9 protein-coding genes are annotated in these 12475 nt (G+C 69.6%); all 9 read left to right on the top strand.

All coding sequences use genetic code 11. The features are described from left to right. A partial coding sequence (locus JMF82_RS20395; protein WP_201316360.1) for an HlyD family efflux transporter periplasmic adaptor subunit occupies positions 1-712 on the top strand: 712 nt, incomplete at its 5' end. 1 nt (position 713) lies between these two features. Next, on the top strand, positions 714-3785 hold the full coding sequence (locus tag JMF82_RS20390) for a CusA/CzcA family heavy metal efflux RND transporter (protein WP_201316359.1): 3072 nt from the start codon (positions 714-716) through the stop codon (positions 3783-3785). A 3-nt stretch (positions 3786-3788) separates the two neighbouring features. Then, complete coding sequence (locus tag JMF82_RS20385) at positions 3789-4097, top strand: DUF3240 family protein (RefSeq protein WP_201316358.1); 309 nt, start codon at positions 3789-3791, stop codon at positions 4095-4097. After that, positions 4094-5389 (top strand): TolC family protein, encoded by a 1296-nt coding sequence (locus JMF82_RS20380; RefSeq protein ID WP_201316357.1) that lies wholly within the window; start codon positions 4094-4096, stop codon positions 5387-5389. Before JMF82_RS20385 ends, JMF82_RS20380 begins: the two co-directional genes overlap by 4 nt. A gap of 78 nt (positions 5390-5467) precedes the next feature. Then, entirely contained in the window at positions 5468-8176 is a 2709-nt protein-coding gene (locus JMF82_RS20375; RefSeq protein WP_201316356.1) for a DUF2339 domain-containing protein, read from the top strand. Continuing rightward, entirely contained in the window at positions 8166-9530 is a 1365-nt protein-coding gene (locus tag JMF82_RS20370) for a DUF3999 family protein (RefSeq protein ID WP_201316355.1), read from the top strand. Before JMF82_RS20375 ends, JMF82_RS20370 begins: the two co-directional genes overlap by 11 nt. A 69-nt stretch (positions 9531-9599) precedes the next feature. Beyond that, positions 9600-10937 (top strand): replication-associated recombination protein A, encoded by a 1338-nt coding sequence (locus JMF82_RS20365; protein WP_236585601.1) that lies wholly within the window; start codon positions 9600-9602, stop codon positions 10935-10937. A 25-nt stretch (positions 10938-10962) separates the two neighbouring features. Next, positions 10963-11592 (top strand): 2-hydroxychromene-2-carboxylate isomerase, encoded by a 630-nt coding sequence (locus tag JMF82_RS20360; RefSeq protein WP_201316354.1) that lies wholly within the window; start codon positions 10963-10965, stop codon positions 11590-11592. A gap of 77 nt (positions 11593-11669) precedes the next feature. Beyond that, positions 11670-12245 carry a hypothetical protein gene (locus JMF82_RS20355; RefSeq protein WP_201316353.1) on the top strand — a complete coding sequence of 192 codons (576 nt, stop codon included), beginning with the start codon at positions 11670-11672 and terminating at the stop codon, positions 12243-12245. Positions 12246-12475 lie beyond the last annotated feature (230 nt).

Below are 12475 nucleotides of genomic sequence, written 5' to 3'. Positions count from 1 at the left end.
CGCCGCCGCGCAGGCAGCCCGCGACGAGCAGTTGTTGAAGGAAGGCATCGTGCCAGAGGCCCGGCTGCAGGCCAGCGTGGCCGCGCGCGACGCGGCGGGCGCGCGCGTGCGCGAACTGCAGGCGGCTCGCGCCTGGGCGCCGGCGGCGCAGGGATCGGGCATGGGCGTCTACGAACTGCGCGCGCCGATCGACGGCCGCGTGATCGAGCGTGCCGTGCAGCCGGGCGGCACCTACGACGCCATGGCCAAGGCGTTCGTGGTGGTCGCGGGCCAGCGCGTGATGCTGGAGCTGCGGGTGCCCGCTTCACTGGCGCCCCAGGTGCGCCGTGGCCAGGACGTGCGCACCAGCGAGGGCGCCACGGCCCAGGTCAGCGAAACCGGCGGCGCGCTCGATGCGCTCAGCCAGACCGTGCTGGTGCGAGCGGAAGGCGCGGCCGGCTCGCTGCTGCCAGGCATGCAGACCAGCGCCACGCTGTGGCTGCCCGCGCCACCCGATGCCGTCTCGGTGCCCGTCGGCGCGTTGCACGGGGAAGGCGATGCCTCGCAGGTTTTCGTGCGCACGGCGGCAGGGTTCCGCGCCGAGAACGTAAAGGTGCTTGCCCGCGACGGCGACTCGCGGCGCATCGTGCGCGGCCAGCTGAAGCACGGCGATGAAGTCGCCACGGGCATGCTCGACACGCTGCAGGCGCGCACCGCCACGGAAGGGCAGTGAGATGCTGCAGCGACTCATTGCCTTCTCGCTGGCGCAACGCCTGCTCGTCCTGGTCGTGGCGTTGGGCCTGGTGGCCGCCGGCGCCTGGGCGTTCCTGCGCCTGCCGATCGATGCGTACCCGAACATCGCGCCCACGCAGGTCAAGCTGATCCTCAAGGCGCCCGGCATGACACCCGAAGAGGTGGAAAGCCGCGTCGTGGTGCCGCTGGAAATGGAGCTGCTGGGCGTGCCCAGCGCGGTGATGCTGCGTTCGACCGCCAAGTACGCCATCGCCGACATCACGCTCGACTTCCAGGAAGGCACGGACATCTACTGGGCGCGCCAGCAGGTGGCCGAGCGCTACGCGGGCGCCGCGGATCAATTGCCCGCCGACGTGAGTGGTGGGCTGGCGCCGATGTCCACGCCGCTGTCGGACATGTTCATGTTCACCATCGAGGGCGGTCATCTGTCGCTGGCCGAGCGGCGCAACCTGCTCGACTGGACCATCCGCCCCGCGCTACGCACGATTCCCGGCGTGGCGGATCTCAATGCGCTCGGCGGCGAGGTCCGCAGTTTTCTCGTGACGCCCGACCGCGCGCGATTGTCGGCGGCCGGCCTGCATTTCCGTGACGTCGTCGATGCCATCGGTCGCAACAACCGCAACGATGGCGCGGGGCGTCTGCGTGACGGCGGCGATGCGCTGATCGTACGCACGGCGGGCGCCATCGCCACGCTGGACGACCTGCGCCGGGTGGTGGTGACCACGCGGGGCGACGTGCCGATCCGCGTCGGCGACGTCGCCAAGGTCGGTTACGGTGCGCTGACCCGCTACGGCGCCGTCACCCGCGATGGCGAAGGCGAGGCGGTCGAGGGCCTGGTCGTCGGCTTGCGCGGCGCCGACGCGTCGCAGACCGTGGCCGCGGTGCGCGAGCGCCTGTCGGAGTTGCAACGCAGTCTTCCGGCCGGCGTGCGCATCGAGACGTTCTACGACCGCAGCGGCCTGATCAAGCGCGCGGTCGGCACGGTGCAGAGCGCACTGGTCGAGGCCAGCGTGCTGGTGGTGATCCTGCTGTTGCTGTTCCTGGGCGATGTGCGTGCGGCGCTGGTGGTGTCGGTGACGCTGCCATTGGCGGTGCTCGGCACCTTCCTGCTGATGCACTTCGTCGGCATGAGCGCCAACCTGATGAGTCTTGGCGGCCTCGCCATCGCCATCGGCATGCTGGTCGATGCGGCGGTGGTGGTGGTGGAAAACACGGTCAGCCGGCTGTCTCCCTCGGAGCACGGGGAAACCGCGCCGCTGCCGCGCCTGCATCGCGTCTACCGGGCCGCGCGCGAAGTGGCGGTGCCGGTGACGGCGGGCATCGTGATCATCGCGCTGGTGTTCGCCCCGCTGATGAGCCTGCAGGGCCTGGAGGGCAAGCTGTTCGCGCCGGTGGCCTTGACCATCGTGTTCGCACTGGCGTCGTCCTTGCTGCTGTCGCTCACGGTGATCCCGGTGCTGTGCTCGCTGATCCTGCGCGAGGGCGCGCATCGCGATCCCTGGCTGATGCGCCAGCTCGAACGCGGCTACCGCCCGCTGCTCGACTGGTCGCTCGCCCATGGCCGTGCCATGGCCGTCATGGCCGCCGTCGGCCTGGGCGTGGGCGCTGTCGCCTACATGAATACCGGCAAGACCTTCATGCCCACCATGGATGAGGGCGACCTGCTGGTGCAGCTGGTGAAACCGGCGTCGGTCTCGCTGGAGGCCTCGCGCGACCTGGACCTGAAGATCGAGCGCGCCATCAAGGCCAGGCTGCCGGAAGTGGAGCACGTGGTCGCCCGCCTCGGGTCGGACGAGCTCGGCCTCGATCCGATGGGTCTCAACGAAACGGACATGTTCCTGCAGCTGAAGCCGCGAAAGGCATGGCGCGGCCCCGACACCGCATGGCTGGAACAGCAGTTGCGCGAAGTGATGGCGGCTTTCCCCGAGGTGGAATACGGCTTCACCCAGCCCATCCAGATGCGCGTGTCGGAAATGCTCACCGGCAGCCGCGGTGATGTGGCGATCAAGGTGTTCGGGCCCGACCTGCAGGTGCTCAACGAACTGGCCAACCGCATCGCCGCCATCCTGGAACGCACGACCGGCAGCCAGGACGTGCTCGCGCAGACGCAGGAGGGCGTGCGCTACCTCGGCGTGCAGGTCGATCGCCAGGCCGCAGGGCGCTACGGGCTGGACGTTGCCGCCGTGCAGGACGAACTGCGCGCCCAGCTCGAAGGAAGCCAGGCCGGTGTCGTGATCGAGCAGCAACGCCGCACGCCGATCCTGGTGCGCGGCGACGAGCGGACCGCCAACGCGCCGGCACGCTTTGGCCAGATCAGCATCGCCCGCGGCGACGGCGGCGAGGTGCCGCTGGAACATCTCGCCAAACTCGAGGCCACCAGCGGCCCGGTGCAGGTGCGCCGCGAAAATGCCTCGCGCTATGCGCTGGTGCAGGCCAATGTCAGCGGGCGCGACCTGGTCGGTTTCGTTGACGAGGCGCGTGCCTCGGTGGATCGCGACGTGCATCTGCCGTCGGGTTACCGGGTCAGCTGGGGCGGCCAGTTCGAAAACCAGCAGCGCGCCGCGGCGCGCCTGGGGCTGGTGGTGCCGGCCGCGCTGGGCATGATCTTCCTGGTGCTGTTCTTCACCTTCGGCGCCGTGCGCGAAGCGTTGCTGATCCTCTGCAACATTCCGTTCGCGCTGGTCGGCGGCGTGGTCGCCTTGTGGCTGTCGGGTCAATACCTGTCGGTGCCGGCCTCGGTAGGGTTCATCGCCTTGCTCGGCATCGCCGTGCTCAACGGCCTGGTGCTGGTGTCGTTCTTCAACCAATTGCGCGAAGCCGGCCTGCCGCTGGCGCAGGTGGTGCGCGAAGGCGCCTTGCGACGCCTGCGCCCGGTGCTGATGACGGCGTCCATCACGGCGCTCGGCCTGGTGCCCTTGCTGTTCGCCAGCGGCCCCGGCTCGGAAGTGCAGCGCCCGCTCGCGGTGGTGGTGATCGGTGGCCTGGTGACGTCCACGGCGCTGACATTGTTGCTGCTGCCGGTGTTGTTCCGCCGCTTTTGCGCCACGAGGTAAGCCATGCACGCATTGAAACGATTGACCCTGGTGGCGCCGCGCGCGCTGGAGGAAGACCTCGTGGCGCTGCTGCTCGAGATGCAGCCGGGCTTGCCCGGGTTCACCACGGCGCATGTCGCCGGTCATGGCGAAGGCTTCGAACGCGCGCGGATCGCGGAGCGCGTGCAGGGCCGCATCGAGCGCGTGCTGCTGTGGCTGGTGCTGCCCGCGGAAACGGTGGATCGGGTGCTGTCGCGGTTGTGCGAGGCGCTGCCGCAGAGCGAAGTGGTGTGGTGGATCGAGCCGGTGGAAACAATGGGGCGTCTGGCATGAAGCGATGGTTGGGATGGTTGCTGCTTGCCGGCTGCGCGGCGGCGAACGCGGGCGAGGCCGATGATCCGATGCTGCCGCCGGCGGACCTGGTGTTGCGCGCCATCAGCAACACGCCGGAAGTGCGTCGCGCCGAAGCCGGCGTGGCGACCGCCGACGCGCAGGCGCGCATGCGCGCATCGGGCAGCTACGAAGGCCAGGTGACGGTGATTCCGCAGCGTCGCCGCGTCGAAGGCGATCGCAACTACAACGAGTGGGAGCTGGACGTGAGCCGGCCGATTCGCCTGCCGGGCAAGGCAAGGCTCGACCGGGAAATCGGCGCCACCGGGCTGCAGGCCGCCCAGCTTTCGCTGGAAGACGCGCATCACGCCTCCGCCAGGCGGCTGCTAGCCGCATGGTCGGATTGGCAACGGGCGCGGCTGGAGCGCGAGCAGTTGCAGCAACTGGTGGATATCGCCAGGCGCGATCGTGATGCCGTGGCTCGGCGCGTCACCCTGGGCGACGCCGCCGAACGCGAGCGCCTCGCCACCGAATCCGCGCTGGCGCAGTCGCAGGCGGCGTTGTTGCGCGCCCAGTCGACGCAAGCCCAGGCCGAGGTGGCCTGGCGCAGCGTGTTCCCCTCCTTGCCGCTGCCCGAGCGCGAGGCGGGCAATGGCTATGCGCCGCCCGCGCTCAGCGGCGACGACGAGGCGTGGGTGAAGCTCATCGTGGCGCGCAGCCACGAGGTGGGTGCGAGCGAAGCGCTTGCGCGCCAGAAGGATGCCGAAGCACGGCGCGCCCGCGCCGATCGCGTGCCCGACCCCACCGTGGGCGTCCGCATGCTCAGCGACCTGGGCGGGCGCGAACGCGCCTATGGCGTTGTGCTGGGTATTCCGCTGGGCGGCAGCTATCGCCAGGCGGAAGCCGCCAGGGCCGGAGCCGATGCATTGGCTGCCGAGGCGGATCTGGCGGTCGTGCGGCGCGACATCGAGCAGGGCGCCCGCACGGTTGTGGCCTCCGCGCGTGCCGGTCACGCGATCTGGCAGAGCCAGCGCGAGGCCTTGCAGGCGGCGAGCGCGAGTGCCGCCAAGGCCGCCCGCGCCTATGCGCTCGGCGAAGCCGGCATCGCCGAGCTGCTGGCCGCGCGGCGTACCGAGCAGGAGGCGATGCTGGCCGAGCGCCAGGCCGCCGTCGATGCCTTGGAGGCGGTGACGCGCGTGCAGGTGGACGCCCATGCGATCTGGCATCGCCACGACGGCGATGACGCCCCGTCTCCTGCGTCCGGCTTGCCGGCTCTGCCCGACCTGGGGGAATGACCGACCTCCCGGCCTAGCCCCACCGGCCATGGCACACTGGCGCCATGACAGCCCAGAGGGGCGGGGGACGGACAGGTCATGATGTTTCTATGGATGGTGATTGGCGCGGTGCTGGGCGGCCTGGTTGCGACAGGCAGCGTGTACGGCTTCGTGTTCGGCGCGGCGATCGGCCTGCTCTGGGGCAGGCAAGCCGAACTGTCGCGTGAGCTGAAGGACGTCCGCGTTCGGCTGGCGTCCTTGTCGACCGCTACGCGCACGCGCGCGGCGGATGCCGACGAACGCTCGTGGATGACGGCGACTGAAGCGCGCGACGCGATGCGCGAAGCCGAGCCGCCGGCCATCCCGCCGGCGGTGCCGTCAACGGCCTCGCGCGTCGAGCGACCGGCGGCAGTGGCGCCTCCGGTCGCCACGCCACCGCCATCCGCGCCGGTGGCGCCAAGTCAGCCGTCCGGCCTGGATCGCCTGCTGCAGCGCGTGTGGCGCTGGTTCACCGAAGGCAACGTGCCGGTGAAGATCGGCATGCTCGTGTTGTTTGCGGGCGTGGCGGCCTTGCTCAAATACGCGTCGGATGCGGGCCTGCTGCATACGCCGCCGGCGCTGCGCGTGTCGCTGATCGCCCTCGCGGCCATCGCCGGCCTGGCGTTTGGCTGGCACCGTCGCCACCAGCAGCGCGCGTTCGCCCTGTCCCTACAGGGCGGTGCGATCGGCGTGCTGATCATGACGGTGTTCGCCGCGTTTCGTCTTTACGGACTGCTGCCGGCCGGGCCCGCCTTTGCCTTGCTGATCGTGCTGGTCGCCGGCATCGGCGTGCTCGCGGTGATGCAGGACGCGCTGGCCCTCGCGGTGCTCGGCCTGCTTGCAGGCTTTGCCGCGCCCATCCTGGTGTCGACCGGGCAGGGCAGCCACGTCGCGCTCTTCAGCTACTACGCGGTGCTTAACCTCGCCATTCTCGGCATCGCCTGGAAACGCTCGTGGCGCGTGCTGAACCTGCTGGGTTTCATCGCCACCTTCGCCATCGGTTCCGCATGGGGCGTGCTGCGCTACGAGCCGGCGTTGTTCGCCAGTACCGAGCCGTTCCTGGTGCTCAATTTCCTGTTTTACCTCGTCATCCCCTGGCTGCACGTGCTGCGCGCCCCGCTGGATCGCAAGCTGGTCATCGACGGTTGCCTGATGTTCGGCAATCCGCTGATCAGCCTGTTGCTGCAGGGCGCGCTATTGCGCTGGGACGGCACGGGGCTGGCCCTCTCCACGCTGGTTGCCGCGCTCCTCTACGTGGTGTTCGCATACGTGGTGCGGCGACATCCCGCCATGCGCCTGTTGCGCGACACCTGGGCCGTGCTTGCCGTGGCGTTTGCCACGCTCGCGGTGCCCCTGGCGCTGCGGGCGGACGTCACCGGCAGCATCTTCGCGCTGGAAGGCGCGGGCCTGGTCTGGCTGGGTCTGCGCCAGCAGCGCCGCCTGGCGTGCTGGAGCGGTCTTGCCTTGCAGGTGTTTGCGGCCGGCGCATTGCTGCTGGATCGCTACCACCATGGCACCGGCGAGTGGTTGCCGCTGCTCAATCGCGCATTCATCAGCGCTTTGCTGCTGGTGGCGGCAGGCTTCGTCAGCAGCCGCGTTTACGCGCGGCTGGGCGGCGATGGCACGGCGTCTCGCCTGTTGGCTGTGCTGCTCTATGCGTGGGGCGTGCTGTGGTGGCTGGCCGCATGCGCGCAAGAGATCAGCCGCTTCGTGCCGGCCGCCTGGCAATTCGCGGCATGGCTGGGCTGGCTGGCGCTGACGGCATGGGGTGCCGCCGAGGCGGCGCGACGCAAGCCGCCGCACGAGCTGGGCGTCGTGCTGTCCTGGAGCCCGTTCGCCTGGATGGCGGTGATGTTGCCGCTGTTGCTTGGCGCGGCCTTTGTCTCGCAGCAGCCCTTGCACCGCTGGAACCTGCTCGCCATCGTTGCCGCCGCTGTGCTCGGCTGGCGTAGCCTGGTTTGCCTGCGCGACTTCGGCTTGCCCGCGGCGCTGGCGCAGCTGGCATGGCTGTGGCGCTGGATCCTGGTCGCTGCCGTTGCCATCGACGTTGCGCTGGATCGCACGCGCTGGCTGTCCGACCACTGGGTGATGCTGCTGAGCGTGGCGCCGCTGCTGCTCGCCTTCGCGTGTGCGCAGTGGCGTCCGCGCCTGCTGGCGCCGCCGCTGCCCGAACGCATGCCGCTGTGGCTGCCGCCTCTGCGTTATTCGCTGCTGGTCGCGCTCGGCCTGGTGGGCTTGGTGGCGTTGTTCCAGGGCGGTGATGCCGCTCCGCTGCGCTTCGTCTCGCTGCTCAATCCGGTGGAACTGCTGGTGCTGCTGATTGCGGGCAGTTATGCGGTCTGGCTGACCGACCCCGCGTTGCCGTCGATGTGGAAGGCGTGGCGCGGCCCCGTGCTCGGCGGCATCGTGCTGGTGCTGGCCACCGACTTCACGCTGCGCGCCGTGCATCAGCTCGCCGGCGTGCCCTGGGACGACGCGCTGGCCAGTTCGAGCCTCGCGCAGATGTCGCTCACCGTGGTGTGGAGCGTGCTCGGCCTGTTCGCCTGGGTGTGGGGCTCGCGGCATGCGCAGCGTCTTGCATGGCTGGCCGGTGCCGTGATTCTCGGCGTGGTGCTGGTCAAGTTGATCGTGGTCGACCGCCGCCATCTCGGAAACCTGTTCGGCATCGGCTCGTTCATCGCCTTCGGCCTGCTGTGCAGCGTGATCGGCTACCTGGCGCCGGCACCGCCGCGCCGTTCGTCTATGGAGGAGACCAGGCATGCGCCTTGATGTTCGTTGGGTCGCGTTGACCCTGTGCCTGCCGCTTGCCGTGGCCCGCGCCGGCACGGACAACGATTACGCCTACGCGTTTCCGCTCGATGCCAGGGACACGGCGGAGGCGTACCGCATCGTGCTGAATCCGGACGTCTATGCGGCGGTGAATCCCGCCGCCGGCCTGCGCGATCTCGTGGTAGTGAATGCGCTGAACCGGCCGGTGCCGTTCGGCGAACTGCCGGCATCGCCGCCGACGCGGCACGATTTCTCGCTCGATGCGCGGCTGCTCCCGGTGCCCGTCAATGCCGCCATGCACGAAGGCGTGCAGATCGAGCGCAGCACCAGCGGCGGCATCGTGATCAGCCAGCCGCCGGACAACCCCTCGCCGCAGCATCCGCGGCAGTGGCTGGTCGATGCGGGGCGCCCCGTCGAACTCGATCATCTCGCGCTCGATCCCGCTACCCTGCAGCAGGATTTCCAGGTGCACCTGGCGGTCGACGTCAGCAACGACCTGCGCCAGTGGGTGCCGCTGTCCGGCGACGTGGCCGCGACGCGCGTGCATGGCGAGAGCGACCAGGTCGAACAGTTGTCGCTTCCATTGAGCGGTTCCACGGCGGGCCGCTACTACCGCATCCGCCTGATCGACGGCGACGTGGACTGGAGCGACGACCATGTGCCGTCCGTCCAGCTGGTCGGCGGCTACACCGACGCGGTCGCCGATCGCACCTCCCGGCTGCAATGGCTGCAGGCCACGAACACGGGCAGCAACGGCAACGACTACGACTACACATTGCCGGCGTCGCTGCCGCTGGAAGCGGTGAAGGTCCAGTTGCCGGCCGCGAACACCGCCGCCCGCGTGCACCTGCAGTTGCCGCAAGGAGAGGGCGCCTCGTCGTGGTTCGATCTGGCCACGCTGGACCTCGTGCGCACCGCCGGCAAGGACGGCGATGCACGGAGCCAGTTCGCGCCGCGCAACGTGCAGCGCCTGCGCCTGCACAGCGAAACGCCGCTGGCCGCCGCGCCGGTGGTGAGCATCGGCTGGTTGCCGCCGCAGTATTTCTTCATGGCCGAAGGCGGCGGCCCGTACCGCTTGCTGGCCGGCAGCTACGCGTCACGCCGCGGCGAATACCCGGTGACCGAAGCCTGGGATCGCCTGCGCGCCAGGTACGGCGACGAGTGGACGCCACCGGTCGCGGCGATCGGCGCGCGTGTTGATGAAGTGGGCGTCGCGGCGCTGAGTGCGCCCAAGGTTCCCTACGACTGGATGCGTCCGCTGCTGTGGGGCGTGCTGGTGGTGGGTGCGCTCGCCGTCGCGGGCATGGCCCTGAGCCTGCTGCGCCAGGCCAGGCGGGACGAAGCGGGCTCCTGAGCGGGCGCGCCGGGCGAGCGCGGGCGCCATTCGGCGTCCGTGCGGCGCCGATGCCCTATCATGCGGGGCATGTCACGCAGCGATATGTACGACGCGCCGGGCCTGTTTGCCGAGCCCGACGATCTCAAGCCCCTGGCCGAACGCATGCGGCCGCGCACGCTCGATGAAATCGTGGGCCAGCAGCGCGTGCTGGCGCCCGGCAAGGCGTTGCGCCGCGCGCTGGAAGCGGGCCGCGTCCACTCCATGATCCTGTGGGGGCCGCCGGGTTGCGGCAAGACCACGCTGGCCTTGCTGGTAGCGCGTTATGCCGACGCCGATTTCCGCGCGATCTCCGCCGTGCTTTCCGGCCTGCCCGAGGTACGCAAGGCGCTGGCCGAAGCCGAGGCCAACTTCGCGCAGGGCCGGCGTACCGTGCTGTTCGTGGACGAGGTGCATCGCTTCAACAAGGCCCAGCAGGATGCCTTCCTGCCGCACATCGAGCGCGGCGTGATCATCTTCGTCGGCGCCACCACCGAAAACCCCTCGTTCGAACTCAACTCCGCCTTGCTCTCGCGCTGCCGCGTGCACGTGCTCGAAGCGGTGACGCCCGACGACGTCGTGGTGGCGCTGCGGCGTGCGCTGGAAGACAACGAGCGCGGCCTCGGCACGTTGCAGCTCGACGTGTCCGACGACTCGCTGCGCCTGATCGCCCAGGCGGCCGATGGCGACGTGCGCCGCGGCCTGACCCTGCTGGAGATCGCCTCGGAACTCGCCGAAGACCATCGCATCGACGAGGCCACGCTGACCCAGGTGCTGGCCGATCGCACGCGTCGCTTCGACAAGGGCGGCGAGCAGTTCTACGACCAGATCTCGGCGCTGCACAAATCGGTGCGCTCATCGGACCCCGATGCGGCCGTGTACTGGCTGACGCGCATGCTCGACGGCGGCGTCGACCCGCTGTACCTCGCGCGCCGCATGACGCGCATGGCGGTGGAAGACGTCGGCCTCGCCGAGCCGCGCGCGTGGCGCATGGCGCTGGACGCGTGGGACACCTACGAACGCCTCGGCAGCCCCGAAGGCGAGTTGGGCCTCGCGCAGCTGGCGATCTGGCTCGCCATCGCGCCCAAGAGCAACGCCGCCTACATGGCCTACAACCAGGCGCGCGCCGTGGTGCGCGAAACCGGCACGCTGGAAGTGCCCATGCACCTGCGCAACGCGCCCACCAAGCTGATGAAGGGCCTGGGCTACGGCAAGGGCTACCAGTACGACCACGACGCCGAAGGCGGCATCGCGCTCGACCAGCAATGCCTGCCCGATGCGCTCGAAGGCATGACGTTCTACGAACCGGTCGAACGCGGCCTGGAGCTGAAGCTGCGCGAGAAACTGCTGAGCCTGCGCGAGGCCCGCCAGCAGGCACGCAAGAAGTAAATCCCGTCGTTATCGAGGATTCGCCATGTCGATCGTCTGGTACTACGACTTCGTTTCGCCATTCGCCTGGCTGCAGTGGCCCAAGATCAAGGCGCTGGCCACCGAACAACCCGTCACGCTTCGCCCCATCCTGTTCGCGGGCATTCTCGATCTGTGCGGCCAGAAGGGCCCCGCCGAAATTCCGGCCAAGCGCGAGTTCACCTATCGCTACACGCTGTGGCGCGCGCGCCAGGCCGGCGTGCCGCTGCACTTCCCGCCCTCGCACCCGTTCAACCCGTTGGCCGCGTTGCGCCTGTGTATCGCGGCAGGCACCACGGTGGCCGCCACCGAAGCCATCTTCAGCTGGATCTGGGGTCATGGCCGGGCAGGGGACAGCATTGAGGCGTTGGCGCCCGTGGCGGCTGCGCTGGGCATCGATGAGCCCGGCAAGGCCATTGCCGACCCCGCCGTCAAAGCCCAGCTGCGCGAGAACTTCGACGCCGCCGTGAGGGAGGGCGTATTCGGCGTGCCGACGCTGTCGCTCGACGGCCGACTGTTCTGGGGCGACGACGCGCACGCGTTCGCACTGGCCTGCCTGCGCGATCCTTCCCTGTGGAACGAGGCGGAGATGCAGCGCGTCGCCTCGCTGCCCATCGGGGCGGCCCGCCAGGCCTGACCACCGGCGCGGACTTGCGGCCGCCGTCTCGGCGGGCCTAGATTCACCAAGCCAACACTCACGCGGGGAGCACCGTCATGCGGGTACTCGTAGCAGCTCTGATGGGCGGTATCGTGATGTTCCTGTGGGGCGCCATCGCACACATGGCGCTGGGCCTGGGCAATGTGGGTATGCGCCAGCCGGTCAGCGAAGACACCGTGCTCGCCGCCCTGCAACCGGGGCTGGGCAACCAGGCCGGCGTCTACCTCCTGCCTTCCATCGACCCGGCCAAGATGCACGACAAGGCCACGATGGACGCCTATTCGGCCAAGTCCAAGGGCTCGCCGTACGCCTTCATGGTGTACCTGCCGCAAGGCGATGACCTCTCCGACATGAGCGCCCAGCTGCCGCGCCAATGGGCCTCGGACACGCTGTCGGCCCTGGCGCTCGCGTTCGTCATGGGGCTGGCTGCTTTCAGCTTCGCCACCCGCGTCAGCATCGCGCTGGCGGCGGCGGTGTTCGCCTGGCTCAGCACGCTGGTGCCGTACTGGAACTGGTACCGCTTCCCCACCAATTTCACGCTCGCGGCGCTGATCGAGCAGGTGATCGGCTGGCTGATCGCCGGTGCGGTCATGGCGTGGTGGCTCGGACGCAACCACCGCCGCACCGCCTGACAAAACCGGGCGCACTCCCGCCCCCTGTAGGAGCGCACCCAGTGCGCGACCGCCTTTCGCGCCAGTCTTCATGGCTCGTCGTCCCGGCGTAGGCCGGGATCCAGGGCCTCGGTTCCTGATTGTCGCGTTATCGTGACTGTGCCCGCCTGCCGCGGGCTTCCGCCCTCCTGCCGGCGACGCGAAGCTAGTCCCCGTGGGAAGGCCGGGTTACTTTCTCTTGCTTGCCCAAG

Origin of the sequence: Dyella sp. EPa41, assembly GCF_016586165.1 — a bacterium.
Taxonomy (GTDB): Bacteria; Pseudomonadota; Gammaproteobacteria; order Xanthomonadales; family Rhodanobacteraceae; genus Dyella.
Note: the sequence above shows the minus strand (reverse complement) of the source record. Positions and strands in the feature narration are given on the sequence as shown.